Source organism: Rhodopirellula sp. JB055, from assembly GCF_043100905.1.
In the GTDB taxonomy this organism is placed as follows: Bacteria; Planctomycetota; Planctomycetia; order Pirellulales; family Pirellulaceae; genus Rhodopirellula.
The window spans coordinates 1-22,069 of record NZ_JBICHO010000428.1; the positions used below are offsets into that span (position 1 = coordinate 1).

The following is a 22,069-nucleotide window of genomic DNA, read 5'->3' on the forward strand; positions in this document are numbered from 1 at the left end:
ACGATCTACAAAGGTTTTGTGGATATCCAGGATGACAATGCGTTTGTCACCGACCAAACAGATGAGCTTGCTCCAAAGGACACCGTTGGCGATGGTTCGATCCAACGTGGTGTCGATATCGTGGCTGTCGGCGGCACGGTGAACGTGAGTGCGGGCACATTCGAAGAAAGTGTCCATGTCGGCAAGCAGGTGACGATCGATGGTCAAGGACCAGCGAATACGGTTGTCGATGCGGGGGGCGGCAGCAACGATGGGTTTTCTGTTGAGGCGGATGCCGTGGTGATCCGTGATCTGCGAGTGACCAATGCAGATGACGCTATTAACTTTGATAATGGGGTTGTAACGGACGGTGTTTCGCTGACGAATATCCAGGCTGACAGCAGCGGTGCCGGCATCCATGTCCGTGGTACCGCGACAAATCTAACGCTGGGTGATGTTGTATCGACTCTAAACACGACCGGCTTCCGCGTTGCCACCGCAGGGAACGCGAGTGGCCTGACCATTGAGAACAGTGACTTCAGTCACAACCAATGGGGCGTCACGGTCTATGCATGGAATTCGCTGGCGGATAATGAAGACAAGTTCGATGGTGTCACGATTCAAGACAGCAGTTTCAGCAACAACTCGGTCAAGGGGCTGTACTTTGAGAAATTGAACAATGCAACGCTGAACAATGTCACCGTTGATCAGAGTGGAACCGGCGATGCGTCCGGTGCCGGCATCGATATCAACTTGAAGTATGGCACCTATACCAATATCGACATCATCGGAAGTTCAATTACGAATTCCGGTACGGGGGGACCGATCAATGGCGCAGGCCTGACGATCAAAGCACGGGGAACCGGGAACGACCCGAGCTATGCAAGCAATCCGGCGACTTTAACAGATGTGTTAATCGATGGCACAACGATCGATGGCAACCAGCATGGCGTACGCATCGGTGAACCTGGCAAAGACAACACGGGCCCAACAAGCGTGGTGCTGAACGACGTCGACATCACTGAAAGTGTCGGAGTCGGGTTGGAGGTCGTTGGCGGAGAAGTGACGCTTGTCGATTCGGATGTTACCAGCTCGACCACGAATGATGCCGGAGTTCGGGTCACCGGTTCGGGGAGCGTGGTGGTCAGTAACAGCACGGTCACCGGTTCCACGATTGGCATTGACGTGGTTGGCGCCGTCGCCATGGTGGAAGGCACGGATCTGACCGGCAACACGACCGGTGTGCTGATCCAGAACAGTGGTGTTGCTGACCTGGGCGACGCAGCCCTCGATCGAGACATCACCGGCTTGGGGTCGAGTGCTGGGGGCAATGATTTCACTGGCTACACCAGTTCCTCGGCAACGTCCGGTGCGATTGTGAACCTGAACACGGGCGGCCTGGATTCGAATTCGGGGCCACAAGGGGCTCCGCCAGACGTTGCGGCCCTTGGCAACACGTTTGATCCTTCGTTGGTCACACCCGTCATGCTCGAAGACGTCATTTACCACGATGGCGACCACAGCCATCTCGGCTTTGTCCAGGTTTCCGGCGGAACCGAGTTCAGCATTGACGACGTTACGATGAGTGAAGGGGATGGGAGCGGCACGGCCAGCTTTACCTTTACGATCACCCGGTCGGACAATCTGAATACCGTCTCAGTCGATTACTCGACGCTCGGTATCACGGCCACGGCCGGAACCGATTTCACCACAGATTCAGGCACGGTTAATTTTGCTGCCGGTGGCGCGTTGACCAAAACGGTGACGATTGAAGTTGCCAAAGACGACATCGTCGAACTGACGGAGACCTTTGCGGTTAATTTGTCCAATGCCGTGGGCGGAACGATTCTTGACGACCAAGGCATTGGCACGATCACCAATGATGATAGTGCTGAACTCTCGATCGACAGCGACATCACATTGGCGGAAGGCAACTCGAGATACACCGTGTTCACCTTCACTGCGACTTTGTCGTCCGCCGTGGACGCTCCCGTTCTGGCGTTGTGGAATGTCAGTGAAGGAACGGCCACCTTCTCCGATGGCGACATGGCGACCACCAGCGGGTATCTGGGATTCAATCCCGGCGAAACGACGAAAACGTTTAACGTTTTGGTGGCAGGCGATACAGCGATCGAAAGCGATGAAGATTTCGAGGTTGCTTTGAATTTCGTGATGCCCAACGGACGTGACGTGATGATTTCAGCAACCGGCGGCCAAGCGACGGGGGCGATCGAAAACGACGACAGCAATCAAGCACCCATTGCCGTGGATGATTACGCGGTCTCAACGACGGAAGATACGGCAGTGGTATTTGACGCGGTCGGCAATGACTCCGACCCAGATGGGACGATCGATCGAACCTCCGTGGCGATCGGGACCGGCCCCACGAATGGCAGCCTAGCCGTCGACTCTGTCACTGGAGTGATGACTTACACTCCAGACGCCGACTTCTTTGGCACTGACACTTTCACCTATCCCGTCAACGACAACAAAGGCGATCCCAGCAACCTCGCAACGGTTTTCATCACGGTTATTGGAGTTAACGACGCTCCGGTGGCAAAGGACTTTGTTTCGCCGAATGCTGCCATTCCTGAAGACTCGATAGTGACGGGTTTGAACTTCGGCACGATGCCGACGGAACTGGTGGAAGATGTCGATGACCTGCCCTCCGTGTTCGAAGCCGATCACTTTACGATCTTAGGCGTTTCGATCGATGGCGGCCCATCGATCACCGCAGCAGATGCGGGGATTACGGTCGACGGCAACGGTGACATCACGATCGACACCACGGTGGCGGCTTACCAAGGTTTGGCTGCTGGTCAGACGGTCGACGTCGTCGTAACTCAAGAGGTCGCCGATGCGGCGGGACTGACAGACATTGGAACGCTCACGTTCCAAGTTGTCGGGGTAAATGATTCGCCGGAAGCGGTTGACGCGGTCTTTGGTGTGGCGGAGAACGCCGTCAACGGCGCCGCCGTGGACACCTATTTCGCTCAAGCTACTGATATCGACGGTGACGTCCTTTCCTTTGCCTTGTCAGACGGAGATGCAGATCCCGGCAATGACGTCTTTGCAATTGACGCGACCACTGGTGAGATCACGGTTGCCAATGCGTCACTGCTCGATCACGAAACGACTCCCACCTACGACTTGACCGTGACCGTCACTGACAATCCGACTGGAGCCAGCACCACCGCGACGGTGAGGATCAACGTCAATGACATTAATGAAGCACCCGTTGCGATGGATGATTTGGTGAGCGGTGTGAACACCGCGATGCAGGTGTTTGATGTGGTGGGCAATGACTTTGATCCGGATGATGACACGCTGAAGGTGACGCATGTCAACGGCGACGCTGTCAGCGTCGGCGATTCGATCGCGATTGTGGGTGTTGGCACGCTGCAGTTCATCAGCGGCGGGGTATTCAGCTTCATGGCAGAACCTGGTTACACCACCGATGCGATGGCACCGGACACGTTCACTTACACGGTTGCGGACCCGAGTGGAGCGGCTTCGGTCTTGGATGGCACGGTGACGTTGAACATCGTCGCTGGCAGCAGCAACGCTCCGCCAGAAGCCGACACGGATAGTTACACGATCGACGAAGACACGGTCTTGGTTGCCGATGGCTTGGCTGGACGTCCCGATGGCGTGTTGGCCAATGACACCGATCCTGAGAATCAAGCGTTGACATCGGTGTTGTTGACGAACCCAGCCAATGGCTCCGCTTCGCTGCTGGCCAATGGAGCGTTGACCTACACGCCGGACGAGAATTTTGTAGGCGTTGACACGTTCACTTACCGAGTGCTGGACGGTTTCGGCGGTTCAGATTCCGGCACAATTTCAGTGACGGTGGAGAATGTCAATGACCCGCCCGTCGTGACGGGGGCAACCACGTTCGCGATCGATGAAAATTCCGTTGAAGATGCAGTTGTCGGACAGATTGTTGCCAATGATGGTGACGGGACGTCGCAAGCGTTGGCCTACGCTTTGCAGGGGGCCGACGCGGTTCCATTCAAGGTCGATGGTGTTGGGAACATCCAAGTAGCTGCCGGAGCCGACCTTAACTTCGAGTTGAAAGACACCTATGAGTTCGAAGTGGTCATCACCGATGATGGGACGACTGACAATGTGACAATCGTTCCTGTAACGGTGACGCTAAATGACTTGTCCGAAGCTGGGCCAACTGTGACGTCTGTTCGGGTGAGTTCGACTGCGTGGAGTTCTGCATTCAAGGACAGAGTCGAAGATGATATCTTTGGCAATGGCGGTGAAGGATACGTCATTCCGACAGACAGCAATCAGATGAAGCCGTTGCCGTGGATCAACATGAATCAGATCATTGTTGAATTCAGTGAAGACGTTAGCGGTAGCATCGGCATTGGTGACTTCAGCCTCTCCGGAATTGCTGGTTTGCGACCTGATTTGACGACGGGCAACATCCCTCAGGTACTTTCTGTCGATGCGGCCGGCAATAAGGTGACGCTCACCTTGAATCAAGTACTTGACGCTTCACAAATGACGTTGAAGGTGTTGTCTCAAGGCGTAACCAATGCAACCGGCGACCGTTTGGACGGTGGTGACTTTGTGTTCCAGTTTAATGTTTTACCTGGCGACGTGAATCAAGATGGTGAAGTTACAACGGTGGACTCGGGCCTGGTGTCGCTGACTGCATTAGCGGCACCCCATCCGAATCACAACAGGTTCCACAACGTGGACGGAGACAATATTGAAAACAGCACGGATCAAAAGCGAACCATTGAGCGAGAAGGCTCGAGATTGGTCCTCTACTGTATTGTTTTTGACTGCAGCTTTTTTTCTACTTTTAGAGAATTCAAATGATGATGAGACTTCTACCAGTGTTGCTGGCTGTTGCCAGCCTCGCTTTCACAATTCGAGCTCAGGGGGCGGCTACGATCACTATTGGCGATGGTTCGGTTCCCGTTTACAATCAGGGCGACCTCGGTGTGTCCATCCCTGTTTTTATATCCAGCAACGAGACAGGCAATCGTTTGTTGGGTGGTTACAATTTGGCTTTCGATTTTGAAGGGGTGAACAATTTTGGGATGTCGAGCTCGTTCACCAACTTCCGGGTGGTATTTCCTGCAGGATACGCCACCACGTCCAGCGTTTCCGGGGATCCATTTCCCTTCGACAACTTTGCGGACAACTACGATTTTCAAGTGGGCGGTAACTACTCGACGGAGCCCGCGATCAATGCCGAGGCTGGCCAGACCAAGCTGTTTGATTTGCAGTTTGATGTTACTGGTGCAGCTGTCGTTGGCACCTACAATTTTAACTTTGTTCCTGATGGAACCCAGTTCGGGTTTGGTGTCAACTCGCTTAACGACGGATTGGGAGTGAGCACGCTCACGCTCGAGGCGTCCGGTGGCCAGTTTGAAATTGGTAACGCTGCAGCTGTTCCTGAACCCACTTCGATGTTGGCTTTGGCCGGGGTGTTTGCTGCCGGTGGGATTCAGCAGTTTCGTCGCAAGAAACGGGCGTGATCCGGCTTCGATTCGGTCGTTCCATTGGCTGATTGACAAGTTTGTTCAATGAAAACTCTCGCAGGTCTTAGGCCTGCGAGAGTTTTTTTGTGGGATTAGGAATCGGGGCTGGTTTGGCTGCCGGGACGGTGGCATCAGAGTAGAACAGTTGTCCCGAACTGTTCCGTCTTGCATCTTTCCAACGGCGAGCCTTGTCACGTCCCAATCCGATCGCCAGCCGTTCGCGTCTTGCTGCTCGAAGATACGAACTTGTCACGAAACATTTGGGGGGCAAACGTTCTAGTGCGCCCGCAAAGGCGATTGAATAGTCAGGTGAAAGTCCTGATCGGGGAAATCGTTGCCGCCCCGTAGCTGATGGTAACTGCGTTTTCAACAGTAAGGGGGGGAGAGCAATCCAAAGCGAATGAGCAGTCTGTAATTGTATTGTGAACTCGATTCGGCCAAGCCTGTCGGGGAGTGACCGCTCCCTTTTTCTGATACAGGGGCAGTGAGAAAATCTGGGCTTCATCTGGCCGGGCACGCCTGGCCAGACAAGATGAAGCGAAATCTCTGGGGGCCAGGTTGCTCAAAACGCTGTGCGGTCGATGTTCGTTGTGTTCAATTCGGCAAGAATTCAGTGTGGTCCCTCACTCACGCGTTGGGTTGGGATGTTAGTAGCCGGATCCGCCAAGAATTCGGACGCGCGAATTGTTGGGCGGTCCGAATTCTGGCGAATCCGGCTCCGGGAGGGGGGGCCTTGCTGACGCGGCGGGGTGTGACTAGCTAACAGCTAGTAGCCAACCGCGATCGCGGCTTGATTGAGTTAGAATGCGGGGGCTTCTTGCCTCTTGATTGGATTGGAATGTGATGCGTTTTGGCGGTTGGGTTCGGTTTGGTTTGGTGGGTTGGTTGTGCGTGGGAGGTGCTGGAAATGCATGGGAGGCTTTTGCGCAAGAGACCGCTGCGGCGAAGAAGGTGACTCCGGAGGTTTCGCTGGATGATGCGGCTTTGCTACAGCGGATTCGGGAGGGGATCGTTGTCAAGGCGGCTTCGGCGGAAGATGGGATCATTGCCGGGGAGATGCAGGACTATCGCGAGACGATTCCGAAGTCGGGGGTGGAGTTTGATTTGATCGCGATCCCGGGTGGTGAGTTTTTGATGGGGAGCCCGGTGGATGAACCGGATCGGTTGGAGGATGAAGGGCCGCAGCGGCGGGTGAAGGTCTCGCCGTTTTGGATGGGCAAATGCGAGGTGACTTGGGATGAGTACGAGCCGTTCATGATGACGGAGGTCCGCCGCGAGAAGCATGGCGGTTGGACGGACTTTGACCCCGCGGTTCATGACGCGGTGGATGGGGTCAGTCAACCGACACCGCCCTACACCGAGATGAGCTTTGGGATGGGACAATCGGGCTACCCCGCCGTCTGCATGACTCAGCATGCGGCCAATAAGTATTGCCAGTGGCTGAGCGCGCAAACGGGGCACTTCTATCGGCTGCCAACCGAAGCGGAATGGGAGTATGCCTGTCGGGCTGGGACGACGTCGGCGTACTCGTTCGGCGAGGGCGATTTAGATGAGCACGGTTGGTACTATGACAACAGCAACGACAAGTACCAGAAGGTGGGCACGAAGAAGCCGAACCCGTGGGGGCTGCATGACATGCACGGCAACGTGTCGGAGTGGACCGCGGACGCTTACGGGGAGGCTTATCCGGTGCCCGAAGATGGCGGAGTGTTGATCAACCCTTGGACGGTGCCGGAGCGGTTGTATCCGCGAGTGGTTCGGGGCGGCAGTTGGTTTGATGATCCGGATCGGTTGCGCTCGGCGGCGAGGCTGGGTAGTTCCGAAGATTGGAAGCAACAGGACCCGCAGTTGCCCAAGAGTCTGTGGTATCACACGGACGCGTCCTGGGTCGGGTTCCGCGTGGTGCGGCCGGCGGAGATTCCGACGGCGGAGGAGATGGATGCGTCTTGGAACAGTGCGCGTGGGAAGCGGTAGTAGCCGGATTCGGCAGAATTCGGTGGGGTGAGTTGGTGTGAAGGGATAGCCAACGGCCTTTTGCAACGTAGCCAGTCGTAGGCCAGGTTGTACCTGGCTGGGTGATTGGACGGGCCGCGTTGAATGTTGTGTGGGCGGGTTGGACGACTCGCTTTGTTCCACAAAGCATTGGCTGGGTGCCAGGTGAGACCTGGCCTACGTCTTGGTCGTTGGATTCGCCAAAAATTCAGGGCGGTCCTTCGCTGACGCGTCGGGTTGGGATGTTTGACGTGGTGAGGTCCGAATTCTGGCGAATCCGGCTACGTTGATTCGTCCTTGCTTACGCGGCGGGTTGGACGACTCGCTTTGTTCCACAAAGCATCGGCTGGGAGCCAGGTGAGACCTGGCCTACGTCTTGGTCGTTGGATTCGCCAAGAATTCAGGGTGGTCCCTCGCGGACGCGTCGGGTTGGGATGTTTGACGTGGTGAGGTCCGAATTCTGGCGAATCCGGCTACGTTGATTCGTCCTTGCTTACGCGGCGGGTTGTGACGGTGGTGTGTTGCGCAAGGAGGGGGGCGTTGTCAGACGTCTTCGTAGTCGTCGTCCTCGTATTCATCTTCGTCGTCGATCTCTTCTTCCTCTTCCTCGTCTTCGTACTCCTCTTCGTCTTCGGTTTGCGAGGAGGCTTTGGGGGCAGCGGTGGCGGTGGCTGTGTTGGAGTCGTCGGTGATGCCTTGCATCGCGTTCCACTGTTCCATCGTCAGCAAGACTTCGCGTGACTTGGACCCGTTGTACTGGCCGACGATGCCGTCTTCCGCCATGTAGTCGACCAACCGCGCGGCTCGCCCATAACCGATTCCGAGGCATCGCTGGATCAACGACAGCGACCCGCGGCCTTCGCGAATCACGACTTCGATGGCGGATTCGTACAACTCGTCTCGCTTGCGAAGTTTGTCGACGTCCATCTCGGATGCGTCGCCTTCTTCGTCGTTGATTTTCAAGTTCATCAGCTCGCCGACGAATTGTTGTTCGCCGCCACTGCTGCAGTGGTCGCACACACGATCGATCTCGGCGTCGGACAGGTAAGTCCCCTGGCCTCGAATCAGCGTGCTGGTACCGGGCCACAGGAACAACATGTCACCGTTGCCGAGCAGCTTGTCGGCTCCGTTCTCATCCAAGACAACGCGACTGTCGGTCTTGCTGGCGACCTGGAAACTCAGACGCGCGGGCAAGTTCGATTTGATCAGACCCGTGATGACGTCCACGGTTGGTTTTTGCGTTGCCAGGATCAAGTGAATCCCAACGGCACGACTCTTTTGAGCCAAACGGATGATGTGCGTTTCGACTTCTTTGCCAGCCGTCATCATCAAGTCCGCCATTTCGTCAGCGATGATGACGATGAAAGGAAGCTTGTCCGGCACGTCAGTGTTCTCGTCGTCCTCATCGACTTCCAAACGACGCAGGACTTCTTCGCGGCCGAGATCATTGAAGCTGTTGATGTGACGCACACCGGCTTTGGCGAGCAGCGAGTAGCGCTCTTCCATCTTTTCAACCGCCCAGCCAAGGATGGCTTCGGCCTTTTTCATGTCCGTGATGACGGGGTGCATCAGGTGTGGCAGCCGGCCATAGCCAGAAAGCTCGACCATCTTGGGGTCGATCATCAGCATGCGGACTTCGTCGGGCCGGCAGCACATCAGGACGCTGCTGATGATCGCGTTCAAACAGACCGATTTACCGGTACCGGTTCGACCTGCAATCAACAGGTGAGGCATCTTGGCCAAGTCGACTGGCATCGGTTCGCCGGAGACGTCTTTGCCCAAGAAGACTGGGATGTTCATCTTGGAGATCCGCGAATCGGATTCTTCGATCACATCGCGAAGCCGGACGACTTGTCGGATCTCGTTGGGGACTTCGATGCCGACGGTGTTCTTGCCGGGGATCGGTGCAACGACGCGAACGCTGGGGACTCGCAGGGCGATGGCGAGATCATCGGCGAGCGCGGTGATCTTGTTCAGACGCAGACCGCTCTCGAGTTCCAGTTCGTATTGGGCGATGACCGGACCGATTTCGACGTTGGTGACGGTGACGTTGAAGCCAAAGCTGCGAATGGTTTGTTGCAGCATCGCGCTCTTCTGCAGCGCTTCGGCGTGTTGTTCTTCGTAGTCAAACCCGTCGCTGCCTTCGAGCAGTTCGAGGCTGGGCAAGTGGTACTCCGAGATGCCTTCGGGGGCACCTTCTTGGACGGAGTCATAGAGTTCTTGCTTGGGGTCCTTTTTCTTAGGCATCTTGATCGTTGGCGAGGGCGACACCTCATGCGCGGAATCATTGCGCAGCGTTGTCGGTTCGCCTTCGACATCGAGTTCGCGGGTGGGGGCTTCTTCTTCCTCTTCCCATTCCTCGTATTCGTACTCGTATTCTTCTTCCTCGGTGGCTTCCTTGGATTTTTTAAGGCTGGCACCGATCCCTGTTGCCGCAGCCAAACCAGCGGCGCCAAGTTTGGCGGCTTTGGCCAGCCCGTTGGCTGGAGCGGCTTCTTCGGTCTGTTCGGTTTCCTCGGCGGTTTCGCGTTCCTTGGGTTTGCGAACGCGAATCGTCGGTCCGGTTTCGGCCGGTTCGGCTGGGTCGATGCGACCGCCGTTGGGATCCAGTGACGCGTCGGATTCGTCCCCGTCGATCAGGATCGGTCCATCGAGGTCGCTGAACGGTTGGCGTCGGCGGCGGAGTGTGACTGGCATGGCCTGCGCGGCTTTGGCGAAACCGCGACGAGAGGCCTTGGCCCCGCCGACGACCACGGTTCGTCCGGCGTAGACCAGCATGTAGTCCGTCGTCAGCAACAAGCCAACGGACAACACCGTCAGTGTCAAAATCCACGAGCCAACGGGATGAAAATGTTGCAGCAAGAACGCGGACGTCATCGCGCCGAGGTAGCCACCGTTGCCGACGACGGGCATGCCGCCCAGTTCAATGTCGGTCATCGCAGCGGCGGTGGTCACGGCCAGCAAGGTGATGCAGCCTCCGAGGGACCGCAGCACGGGCGCGTTCATGTGGCCGCGAATCAACAGCGCGGTCGAGATGCCACCGCCCGCCGAAATCACCAGAGCGGATCCGATTCCAACGGCGCTGAGCAGCATCGAAGAAATCAGGGCGCCGAGTGAGCCGCAAGCGTTTTGCACGACGTCGTTGGCAGGGTAGACCGCCAAGTCAGGCGTGAAGAATTGGTTGAGCGGCCAGACGGGGGTGGGGACCGCGTCGGCGGGATCGTGCGTCATCACCGAGACCAACGTCAACAACGTCACCGCGACCAGCAGGAGAGCTGGGATATCACGTCGAATGTCCACCGCGCGAGGCGGGGCGGATTCGTGCGATTCGGCGTTGGCCGTCGTCGTGGACATGGCGTTGAGTCGGAAAGGACGGAGTGTGAAATGAAGCGTGTTGTGGGGGCGTGGTTGGGGCTGGGGGCCTTGCTGACGCGGCGGGTTATGATTGTGGGGCGGCTGATCGCTGGATGAATTCGGCGATGGGATTGGTGGGGGAGGCAGGGATGGAATCCAACGCGTGTGCCCTCCCCTCGCTTCGCTCGACCCTCCCAGAGGGAGGGTGAAGTGTTCGTTTTCGCTGGTCGCTGGATTCGCCAGAATTCAGAGGTTTGCGTTCGTTTGACGTCCGAATTCGGCGACGCGAGCCGACAACTTGGGCGCATCTACGCTCTTTCGTCGTCAGTCTGGCAAGGTGCCCTACAACTCGACCGCGGCGAGCGTCATAATCGCTCGTTTTCCCCATCGCATCACATTTGGATGCCCACGACCTCGTGGGAACGAAAACGGCATGTTTGACGACAAAATCGGCGACCTCGGAGTGACCTTCGACGATGTCCTGTTGCAACCTCGATACAGCGAGGTCGTGCCCAGCGAGGTGGACGTCAGCAGTCAGATGACCCAGCGAATCCGGCTGCAAATCCCGCTGATCTCGTCGCCGATGGACACGGTGACGGAGTCCGAGATGGCGATTGCCCTCGCAAAAGAGGGCGGTTTGGGCATTGTGCACAAGAATTTGTCGGTTCGACGACAGACCGAAGAGGTGCTGAAAGTCAAACGCTCGGCCAACGGGATCATCGTCAATCCGGTGACGTTGAACCCCACGCAAAAAGTCAGTGCGGCGGCGGAATTGATGGACCGAGCGAACGTCTCGGGGATCCCGATTGTGCAGGAAGACCGCACTTTGGCGGGGATTTTGACCCGTCGCGACCTGCGATTCTTGGAAGACCCCGACATGCCCATTTCGGAGGTCATGACCCGTGAAAATCTGGTCACGGCGGTTGGGAATGTAACGCTTGCGCAAGCTGAGAAGATTTTAACGGAAAAAAGGGTCGAGAAACTTCTCCTGATTGACGAAGAAAGAAAACTGACGGGGTTAATCACGATTCGCGACATCGACATGATGAAGCGTTACCCGCGGGCTTGCAAAGATCCGCAGGGACGTCTTCGGGTCGGAGCCGCGATTGGCGTGGGTGACTATGAACGAGCGGAAAGCTTGATCGGCAAAGGTGTCGACGTGCTGGTGGTCGACTCGGCTCATGGTCACAGCCGGAATGTGATGGAGACCGTTCGAGAGATTAAGCAGAACAAGTCATGGGACATTGATGTCGTAGCGGGGAACGTCGCAACGGCCGAGGGCGCAGCAGATTTGATTGCGGCCGGAGCGGACGCGGTGAAGGTTGGCATTGGTCCTGGATCGATTTGCACCACACGGGTGATCAGTGGCATTGGAGTGCCTCAGGTCACCGCGATTTTAAGTGCGGTGAAGGTCGCTCAAAAGAAGAACATTCCTGTCATCGGTGACGGAGGAATCCGTTTCAGCGGTGACATCACCAAAGCAATCGCCGCTGGGGCGAGCACCGTGATGATCGGCAGTTTGTTTGCCGGTTTAGCGGAGAGTCCTGGCAAGATGATTTTGTACCACGGTCGTACTTTCAAGGCGTACCGTGGGATGGGATCGATGGGTGCGATGGTGAAGGGAAGCAGTGATCGGTATCGCCAAAAAGGCACCGAGGCGGGCAAGCTTGTCCCCGAAGGTGTCGAAGGACGCGTGCCGTTCAAAGGCCCGCTCAGCGATTACGCCTACCAGTTGGTCGGTGGTTTGCGTGCGGGCATGGGATATGTCGGTACACGGACGATCGAAGAACTCCGGCGGGACGCGAAATTCATTCGCGTGTCGGCCGCTACGGTGAGGGAGAACCACCCGCATGACATTGCGATCACACAAGAAGCGCCCAACTACAGTCCCGATGTTCATTCGGGCGACGCCAGTTGAGGCAAACGTTCCGACGACCAGCCGCCTGAGCCCCTTGCCAGGCAGGTTGGTCCGCCGACGATGGTTGGCCGCTTGCATCGCGGCCGGCCTCAGCGTCGGCGCTCTTTCCGCCAACTCGGCGTTGACGGCCCAAGACAGCTTTGGCCCCACCCGCGTGAACTCACCCACGCATCCTCTGTCCGCCAACACCTCGCCGGCTCCGGCGCAACCGGTTGGTCAACCGATCCCACGGATGCGGACCGCGGATCTGATGCGAACTCAGCCGAACCAGCCTGCGGCTTCGCAAGAGTCACCGATGCGGCGTCCCGGTTGGGATTTGCAGTGGCGAAAGAGCCCTCAGATTGCATCCGAAGAAGCGGCTCGGATCAGCAACGCGGCGTTCCAGGAGACCACGCCAACGCAGCACGAGACATCGTTCCAGCAATCCGTCGCTCACGCTCAGCCAATGCAGCAAGCCGCTGCACCGCAAGCCAACCCGGCGGGGGCTCCCGTTGTGATGGCGTCTGGATCCAGCCGACGTGAGCAAGGTGTGGCGTCCGACTCGATCCAGCCCGCTGCGTTCTTGCAGGGCCCCGGTTCAGGGTTTGGGTTGCCTGAATTTGATGCTCCACCGGCGGCCGATGCTCAACCGCTTTCGCCTCCATCGTCCAATGGATTTGGCGTGCCCGGTGACAACGGTGCAGCCAGCGGAAGTCGTCCGAATTGGAACGCGAACCCGTTCCGCGATGAATCGAATGCGGCCTCAGGCAATGGGCTCAACTCGCCTGTCGAAATGGTGCCACCTGGATTGGAAGAGCTGCCTTCGCCGGAGTTGGATTCACCCGATGGGACGCCCGACTCGTTTGGGCAACCCGACGCTTTGGGGCAACCTGACGCTTTGGGGCAACCTGACGCCGGGCCATCGATCCGTGACATGTTGCAAGACGAATCGAATCTGCCGCAACAGCCGCCACCTGCGGAGCCCGAAAATCTGGAGTCGCCTTCGGATCGGTTTGATCCCAATCCGTTTGATCGTCGTGCCCAAGAGTCGAGGGCTCGTGACGCGCTGGATCAACTGGAAGCTGACAACCAAGACCGAGACCGTTTGCGACCGCAAGCGGACCGTGACGACGCAGCGATCATGAACGATGATGGGCCGATTCGTCGCGCCGCTGGATTGTCGTGTGACGACTTCCGGGCTCGGATCGCGGCTCAAACCATCGATCAAGTGTCGCTCGACATCAGCCCACCGTATCGTCCGGACGTGATCGATGAACGGGAATACGAGAAGCTGAAAAAACGCTTTGACGAACGTCAAGAATCACGGGTGTGGCGAAGCATTGATGGGCGTCCGATGGGCACCGGTCGCTTGGTTGACTTGGCTTATGAAAAAGCCGTGATCGTGACCGAGTTTGGATCTCGCGAAGAGTTGCCGATCAACCGACTCAGCGAAGCGGACCTGGGATTCATCTCCGACAACTGGGGATTGCCAACCGTTTGCTTGTTGGAACAAGTCGAATTTAAACCGCGTCGCTGGAAACCGACGACCGTGGTTTGGGCCGCATCGAACTTGTGCCACAAACCGTTGTACTTCGAAGAGGTCAACCTGGAACGCTACGGTCACACCGCAGGTCCTGTGTTGCAGCCGGTTTTGTCATCGGCACACTTCTTCGCGAACATCGCGGTGTTGCCGTACAAGATGGGCGTGCACTCGCCGCATGAATGTCAGTACGCGTTGGGATACTACCGTCCCGGCAACTGTGCTCCGTGGATCATCCCACCGGTACCGTTGAGCTTGAAGGGAGCTTGGTATCAAGCCGCTGCTGTCACCGGCACGGCCCTGCTGGTGCCTTGATCCGGAGTCGCCCGTCGTCGCTGGGTTGGCCAGGAATACAGGTCGGTCCCTCGCTGACGCGTCGGGTTGGGATTGGGACGCTGCTGGGGCGGTCCCTTGCTGACGCGTCGGGTTGGGATTTGGGGCGCGCGACTTGTGGGCGACGGCAAACGCGTTGTCACTGGCAGGGTTGAAAATGACCTTTTAGCCATCAGTGGATGGCGGGTTCTTCGCCAGGAGAGCGACCGGCAAGAAAGTCGAAGTCGCATCCTTGGTCGGCTTGCGTGACATGTTTCGAATAGAGCTTCATGTATCCGCGAGCGGGTTCGGGGGCGGCATCGGGTTGGTTCGCTTTGCGACGAGCCAATTCGTCATCGTCGATGTGCCAGTGGATGGACCGTTCGGGAACATTGATTTCAATCTCGTCACCGGTTTCGACCAATGACAACGGTCCTCCCGCGGCGCTTTCCGGAGCGATGTGAAGTACGCAGGTTCCGTAGCTGGTCCCACTCATCCGTGCGTCGCTCATCCGGACCATGTCGGTGACCCCGGATTGCAATAGTTTCTTTGGAATCGGCAACATTCCCCATTCAGGGAAACCGGGGGCACCGAGCGGACCGGCCGAACGAAGGATCAACACGCTGTTTTCATCCACGTCCAACTCGGGATCGTTGATCCGTTCTTTCATCTCTGGGTAGTTGTTGAAAACGACTGCCTTGCCACGATGGTGCAGCAACTTTTTGCTGGCCGCGATGGACTTGATCACGCAGCCAGAGGGAGCCAAGTTGCCACGCAGCAAACAGACGCCTCCTGCTGGAGAGACCGGGTTTTCACGAGTTCGGATGACCTCGTTGTCGTAGACTTCGGCCTCTTCGATTTGTTCGCCGAGAGTTGATCCCGCGACGGTTTTGCAATCCAGGTTCAGCAGGTCGCGAAGACGTTGCAAGAGCGCGGGCAAACCGCCGGCTTCGAAGAAGTCTTGCATCAGGAAGCGACCGCCGGGGCGCAGGTCACCGAGAACGGGCGTTTGTCGAGAAAGTTCGTCGAAGCGATCGAGTGTGAGTGTTTCGCCGAGTCGGCCCGCGATGGCGATCAGGTGAACAATCGCGTTCGTGCTGCCACCGATTGCCAAAGATGTGGTCAGTCCATTGTCGATGCTTTGCGAGGTGAAGAACTCGCTGGGTTTGAGTTGTTCCCATGCCATCTCGACGGCGCGTCGACCGGTTGCAACGGCGAGTCGTGAGTGATCGGCCATCACGGCGGGGATGGTGGCGGCGGAGGGAAGTGTCCATCCCATGGCTTCGGCGACGCAGGCCATCGTGCTGGCCGTTCCCATCGTCATGCAGGTGCCTGCGGAAGCGGCGATGCAGTTTTCAACTTGGTTCCAATCGCGGTCGCAAAGGTTGCCGGCAAGCCGTTGGTCCCAGTACTTCCATGCGTCGCTGCCGCTGCCGAGCGTTTGGTCTTTCCAGCGTGCTCGAAGCATTGCACCGGCGGGCAGGAAGAGGCTGGGAATGTCCGCGCTGATCGCGCCCATCAGCATCGCAGGAACGGTTTTGTCACATCCCCCCATCAGGACCGCGGCATCGATTGGATGGCAGCGCAAGACTTCTTCGACTTCCATCGCCAGCAGGTTGCGATAGAGCATCGTGGTGGGCTTCATCATCATTTCGCCGAGCGACATCACGGGCACTTCGACGGGAAAACCACCCGATTGTAGAATTCCGCGACGAACTTCCTCGGCTCGATCACGAAAATGTGAGTGGCAAGTGTTCAGTTCGCTCCAAGTGTTCAGGATTGCCACCACCGGCCGATCTCGGTAGTCAATGTCGTCAAATCCCATCCCTTTTAGCCTGGAACGGTGTCCAAAGGAGCGTAAATCGTCACGGCCGAACCAACGGTGCGAGCGCAATTGGGTTGGGTCACGGTCGGGAATGGCATTCATAGAAAAAGGTGGATCGATGGGGAAGGAATCAAACGTTACGATGAACCCATGCAAAATGGGCGAGCGCGTCACGTCCAAGGTGGGAAGCCGGACAGATTACCGACAATGATTGTTGCCGTGTGGACGAGGGGTGCGTGGGATGACCGATTCGCTGCGAATTGTTGCCGTCCAAATCGGAACATGCCGTTCTTATCTCAGAGATGGCGATCCAAATCGACCCTGGGTTTCGGCTATCGAAAAGAGTGTCGTGGATGGTCCAGTGGTCGTTTCTGAATTGGGTTTGGAAGGCGACGAACAGGCCGACAAGAAGCACCATGGCGGAATCGACAAAGCCGTTTTGGGGTACTGCGAGTCTCATTTGTCTTTCTGGAAAACGGAATTTCCTGAGTTCCAATGGGACTCCGGTGCGTTTGGTGAGAATCTGACATTCTCTGGGATGTTGGAAACGGAAGTTTGTGTGGGAGACGTTTTTGAATGTCAATCGCCTGAATCGGAGGGGCTGCGGCTCCAAGTTTCGCAACCACGCGAACCGTGCTGGAAGTTGTCTCAGCGATGGGGGCTGCCTAAGTTGGCCGTGCGAGTGCAGCAAACGCGACGGACGGGATGGTACCTTCGAGTGCTGCAACCTGGGGTTGTCCAGGCGGGTCAGGAATTGCGATTGATCGAACGTCCTCATCCAGAATTCACGATCGAAACGGCCAACGAAATTTTGTTTGCAAAGCCTCGGGATGCCGCAGCGGATTTGCGGTTGGCGGCTTGCGATCACCTGTCAGACGCTTGGAAAGAAAACTTGATTGGTCGGAGTGCCAAAAATGTCCAATGAGCCCTCGGTTGATGGCACAGCCATCGAATTTTGCAATGAGAGCCCGACGGTCCGGGATGGGCCGGTCATCGACACCCTGTACTTGCGTCGTTTGATGCATGACCTGAGTGCACCTGCGCGACACGTGAATATTTTTTCAGAGTTCGTGGACGAAGCTTTGACCGAACCGTTGGACCTCGATGATGCGCGTCGATCCTTGGCAACCGTTCGAACTGCGGCGGTCCGGATGCAGCAATTGGCGCAAATGGTGTCATTGCATATGAAGACGATCGAAACTTTGCACGCGATCTCGAAAGACCCCGACGCACGATTCCAGTCGGAACCCTATGCGGTTGCGCCGGTGATCTCGGAATACTGGCAAACCATTGGTGGGCGGCCGGAATCGCTCACGATCCACGGCGATGCCAAGACGACCGTGGATGCCAAGTTGTTGTTCATTCCAATCGAGCAGTTGCTGCGGAATGCATTGGGATTCGAAAAGGAAGCCCGTCCGCTGCAAGTCATCGTCACGATCCAAACGACAGGGAATTCCGTATCGGTCTCAATCGAAGACAACGGGATCGGAGTGGAAGCGAAGTCCGCCGGGAAGATCTGCCTGCCGTTTGAGTGCTTGGGCAGTGGCAAAGAACGTCGCGACGGGGCCGGATTGGGACTGACGATTGCTACGTTGGTGATCGAAGCATTGGAAGGAACGTTTCGGATGGAATCCGATGGTGAATCGGGAACCAAAGTGACCATGACTTGGCCGCACCATTGCAATACAGGCGACTCCGGCGTTGAATGACGGCTTCTGTTGATCGCCCGAGAAGCCTCTGTTTGAATCCTTTCCATGGACAACTCCGCCGTCGCCGCCGTCTTCGAAGAACTCGCAGAGTTGCTTGAATTTCGAGGTGAAAACCCTTTCCGTATCCGCGCCTATCAAAATGGTGCTCGCGCGATTCGGGATCTCGATGAACCAATCGCAAACCTAGCGGCCAACCCTGAACGCGATCTCTCCAAACTGCCCGGGATCGGCAAGACGATCGCGGAAAAGATCAAGGTTTTGCTGGATTCCGGTTCGCTTCCTCAATTGGAGGAATTGCGAGAGGCGGTTCCCGAGGTGGTGATTCAAATGTCGCGCATTCCGGGACTAGGTGCCAAGAAAGCCAGCAAGCTTCGCGAAGAATTGGGCATCGAATCGCTGGACGATTTGGCGGCGGCATGTCGCGAAGGTCGCGTTGCTAGTCTGAAAGGTTTTGCGAAAAAGACGGAAGCTGCGATCTTGGATGGATTGGCGATCGCGAAAGCGGCGTCGGAACGGATCTATTGGTCGAAGGCGGATGAGCTGACCCGTGAAATCAGCAAGCACATGCAAACGTGCGATGTGATCGAGCAAATGGAGTGGGCCGGCAGTTACCGACGAGGCCGTGACACCGTTGGTGATTTGGATTTGTTGGCGGTCGCATCGGACCGAGAAGCCGCGATGGATCACCTGGCGAATTTCCCTGGGGTGATGTCAATCATTGGGCGTGGCGACACCAAAATGTCGATCCGTGTCGGCAAAGCGTTTCAGGTGGACATGCGATTGGTGGACGCTGACCAGTTCGGCGCGGCACTGCAGTACTTCACCGGCAGTCAAGCTCACAACATTCATGTGCGGCGAATCGCGAAGGAACACGGGTACAAGATCAATGAATATGGCGTGTTCAAGTTGGACGACGAATCTCGCGTGGCTGGCGCGACGGAAGAAGAGGTCTATCAATCGATTGGTTTGCCATGGATTGCGCCGGAGTTGCGAGAAGATCGCCACGAATTCGAATGGGCAAAATCGGGTGAGTTGCCTGACCTGATCGAAACCGAAGATGTACTAGGTGACTTGCACATGCACACATCGGCGACCGATGGCCAGAACACGATTGCGGAAATGGCCGACGCAGCGATTGAGCGTGGTTTGAAATACATTGCGATCACGGATCACAGCAAACGCGTGACGATGGCGGGCGGATTGGATTCGGAACGCTTGCTGAAGCAGTGGGAAATCATTGATGAGATTCGCCCACAGTACGAAGGTCGCTTGGTGATCCTGAAGGGCATCGAGTGCGATATTTTGGAAGCCGGTGGAATGGATTTGCCCGATGAAGTGTTGGAACGAGGCGATTGGATTCTGGGGAGCATTCACTACGGTCAGAAACAGCCGCGCGATCAGATCACCGACCGGATCTTGGGAGCCATCGAGAACCCGCACGTCGACTGCATCGCTCACCCAACCGGTCGGATTTTGAATCGCCGTGAGGCTTACGATGTGGACATGGACGCGGTGATGCAAGCCGCGAAAGAGAACCACAAGTTCCTAGAGCTGAACGCGAATCCGGCTCGCTTGGATTTGAACGACGTTCATCTGGCGGCTGCGAAAAAACGTGGCATTCCGATCGTGATCAACACGGACGCTCACGTCACGGACGGATTGTGGGTGATGCGTTATGGTATTCGTCAGGCTCGACGTGGCGGGTTGACCGCGGCTGATGTCGCCAACACGTTGCCATACGAGGCGTTCTCGAAAAAGTTGGCTGAGGTCGGCCGCTGAGCTCGCTTCCTTCCTGCTCTTCAGTTTGAGCTGGTGGAAGGTTTCCTCCATTGGCAATTTCCCGAGCTGCTTTTTCTTTCATCCCTTTCGAACAGACGAACGAATTCACATGGCACACCTGACCGTCGTAGCTCACATTACCGCGAAAGAAGATCAGATTGACTTGGTCAAGAGCGAGTTGTTGAAACTGATTCCGCCGACTTTGTCGGAACCCGGTTGTGTCAACTACGATATGCACCAGGACAACGAGAATCCTGCGCACTTCATGTTCCATGAAAACTGGGAATCCGTTGAATTGTGGCAGCAACACACTGCCGGCCAGCCTCTCAAGGATTTCGGTGCCGCCACCGAAGGGGCTCTCGAGGAATTGAAGGTCTATCAGTTGACCCGCGTTTCTTGATGTGGAAAAACCTGCCATCCATTAACGGACCAAGCCGATGTTGAATGAATTGCCCGACAGTGCGACCTTTCCGCGGCTGACCGAGGATGAATTGGCTTGCTTGGAAGACATTGGGACGATTCGTCACTTTGCCGATGGGGAACAGCTTTTTGATCTCGGCGAAATGGACTATTCCTTTTTCGCGATCAAGTCCGGTGCGGTGAGCATTCTGGATCATTCCCATGGTGATCCGCGTGAAATTGCGGTCCACGTGCAGGATTCGTTTGCTGGCGATGTGGACGTTCTGACAGGCCGGCCGGCCGTGATCAGCGCGGTTGCGAAAGGGGATTGCGAAACGATCGAAGTGACAGCGTGTCGCATTCGTCGCATGCTGGGCGAGATTCCTACGCTGAGCGACAAGTTGCTCGATGCCTTTCAACTGCGCCGTGAACGGTTGGAAGCGTCCGGGTTCTTGGGCATCCGTTTGGCCGGTTCGAGCCACTCCAAAGAAACCATTCATCTGCGTGAGTTCTTTTACAAGAACAAAGTTCCGCACACGCTATTTGATACCGAGACGGAAGAAGGCCAGCAACTTCTGCGTGAGTGGGATGTCGCCGAAGAGGACACGCCCATGTTGGTGTGCGGCAAGCGAATGGTTCGGAAACCGTCGCTGGCTGACGTCGCGGAATGCCTAGGCATTTGCCGCGAAATCCCGGACAAAGTTTTTGATGTGTTGATCGTGGGGGCTGGTCCCGCTGGATTGGCTGCGGCGGTTTACGGCGCGTCGGAGGGGCTGAACACGCTGGTGGTCGATCGAATGGGACCGGGCGGGCAAGCCGGCCAGAGTTCGCGAATTGAAAACTACATGGGTTTTCCGGCCGGTTTGACCGGAGCGGATTTGGCGAACCGAGGTTACCTTCAGTCTCTAAAGTTTGGTGCCCAGTTCACTGCCCCGGTCTCCGTTGGGTCGATGTCACAGATGGACAACGGTGATTACGAAGTCGACTTTTGCACCGGACAAAAGGTTCGCACGCGGACCGTGCTGATCGCAACGGGGGCTTCATACCGTCGATTGCCGCTGGATGCTTGCGAACGTTTCGAAGGCACAGGCGTTTACTACTCCGCGACATCGGTGGAAGCGAGATTGTGTCGAGAGTCAACGGCGATTGTGGTTGGTGGTGGAAATTCGGCCGGGCAGGCTGCCATGTATTTGTCGCAACATGCCAGCAACGTGCGTCTGTTGCTTCGCGGGGGTGATTTGCGAAAGGGCATGTCGAGCTACTTGGCCGATCGGATCGAAAAGCACGCCAACATCGAAGTGATGTGTCACACCGAAATCGATGAGATGGAGGGAGACAGACATCTCGAGCGGGTTTGCATCCGCAATAATCAAACCGACGAGCGATCGACGTTGGATTGCCCTGCGGCATTCATTTTTGTTGGAGCCAAGCCGCACACGGAATGGTTGCCCGATTCGGTGGCCCTGGATGAACGCGGGTTCGTGTTGACCGGACCAATGATTCATCATCACGAGAAGTTGCCGACCGGGCGAACTCCGTGTGAGTTGGAAACGACCAGCCCCGTCCCATCGTCCCCCGGGTTGCATTTTTTTAGCCCCCAACGCGTTGGCGCGCTATTTCACAATTGCTTACAACGGCTGGGGGTTGTGCCCAGTGGGGGAGTTCGGGGTCAGCGTCCTTATCCCCCGATAAGGACGCCCAATGCGGGCGAAACAGTTGGATTATCTAGAAATCCCCCACATTGGGTACACCCCTTGTTAGGGCACGTAATTA

At 56.8% G+C, this 22,069-nt stretch carries 12 protein-coding genes and 1 pseudogene; 10 read left to right on the top strand and 3 right to left on the bottom strand.

All coding sequences use genetic code 11. The features are described 5' to 3' along the window. The first annotated feature begins 18 nt into the window (after positions 1-18). The 3 genes from ACF8AM_RS16840 (at position 19) to ACF8AM_RS16850 (ending at position 7,463) form a co-directional block, all read left to right on the top strand. A complete protein-coding gene (locus ACF8AM_RS16840) occupies positions 19-4,821 on the top strand; it encodes a beta strand repeat-containing protein (RefSeq protein ID WP_392556755.1) in 4,803 nt (1,600 codons plus the stop codon). A gap of 17 nt (positions 4,822-4,838) precedes the next feature. Then, entirely contained in the window at positions 4,839-5,486 is a 648-nt protein-coding gene (locus ACF8AM_RS16845; protein ID WP_392556756.1) for a hypothetical protein, read from the top strand. An 846-nt stretch (positions 5,487-6,332) separates the two neighbouring features. Further along, the gene (locus ACF8AM_RS16850; protein ID WP_392556757.1) at positions 6,333-7,463 is read left to right on the top strand and encodes a formylglycine-generating enzyme family protein; all 1,131 of its coding nucleotides are present in this window, start codon (positions 6,333-6,335) and stop codon (positions 7,461-7,463) included. Here ACF8AM_RS16850 and ACF8AM_RS16855 read toward each other — a convergent pair. Next, positions 7,358-7,714, bottom strand: a pseudogene (locus ACF8AM_RS16855) (DUF1589 domain-containing protein); the annotation flags it as partial. The gene ACF8AM_RS16850 and the pseudogene ACF8AM_RS16855 overlap by 106 nt on opposite strands. 310 nt (positions 7,715-8,024) lie before the next feature. Further along, positions 8,025-10,835: a DNA translocase FtsK 4TM domain-containing protein gene (locus ACF8AM_RS16860; RefSeq protein WP_392556758.1), complete on the bottom strand. Its 2,811-nt coding sequence runs from the start codon at positions 10,833-10,835 to the stop codon at positions 8,025-8,027. 433 nt (positions 10,836-11,268) lie between these two features. Between ACF8AM_RS16860 and guaB the strand changes: the two genes are divergently transcribed. Together guaB and ACF8AM_RS16870 are read left to right on the top strand one after the other, a co-directional pair. Continuing rightward, positions 11,269-12,753 (top strand): IMP dehydrogenase, encoded by a 1,485-nt coding sequence (gene guaB / locus ACF8AM_RS16865; protein ID WP_392556759.1) that lies wholly within the window; start codon positions 11,269-11,271, stop codon positions 12,751-12,753. Positions 12,754-12,817: 64 nt separating this feature from the next. Then, positions 12,818-14,587 carry a hypothetical protein gene (locus ACF8AM_RS16870; protein WP_392556760.1) on the top strand — a complete coding sequence of 590 codons (1,770 nt, stop codon included), beginning with the start codon at positions 12,818-12,820 and terminating at the stop codon, positions 14,585-14,587. Positions 14,588-14,777: 190 nt separating this feature from the next. Here the strand turns inward: ACF8AM_RS16870 and ACF8AM_RS16875 are convergent, their stop codons facing one another. Next, positions 14,778-16,511, bottom strand: a complete 1,734-nt coding sequence (locus ACF8AM_RS16875) for an IlvD/Edd family dehydratase (protein WP_392556761.1) — start codon at positions 16,509-16,511, stop codon at positions 14,778-14,780. Between the two features lie 247 nt (positions 16,512-16,758). Between ACF8AM_RS16875 and ACF8AM_RS16880 the strand changes: the two genes are divergently transcribed. The 5 genes from ACF8AM_RS16880 to ACF8AM_RS16900 form a co-directional block, all read left to right on the top strand. Continuing rightward, entirely contained in the window at positions 16,759-17,334 is a 576-nt protein-coding gene (locus ACF8AM_RS16880; protein WP_392556762.1) for an MOSC domain-containing protein, read from the top strand. Then, positions 17,324-18,118, top strand: a complete 795-nt coding sequence (locus ACF8AM_RS16885) for an ATP-binding protein (RefSeq protein ID WP_392556763.1) — start codon at positions 17,324-17,326, stop codon at positions 18,116-18,118. Before ACF8AM_RS16880 ends, ACF8AM_RS16885 begins: the two co-directional genes overlap by 11 nt. A gap of 45 nt (positions 18,119-18,163) precedes the next feature. After that, positions 18,164-19,897, top strand: coding sequence for a DNA polymerase/3'-5' exonuclease PolX (gene polX, locus ACF8AM_RS16890; protein ID WP_392556764.1), 1,734 nt, complete (start codon positions 18,164-18,166; stop codon positions 19,895-19,897). Between the two features lie 109 nt (positions 19,898-20,006). Beyond that, positions 20,007-20,297 carry a putative quinol monooxygenase gene (locus tag ACF8AM_RS16895; protein WP_392556765.1) on the top strand — a complete coding sequence of 97 codons (291 nt, stop codon included), beginning with the start codon at positions 20,007-20,009 and terminating at the stop codon, positions 20,295-20,297. Between the two features lie 37 nt (positions 20,298-20,334). After that, a partial coding sequence (locus tag ACF8AM_RS16900; protein WP_392556766.1) for an FAD-dependent oxidoreductase occupies positions 20,335-22,069 on the top strand: 1,735 nt, incomplete at its 3' end.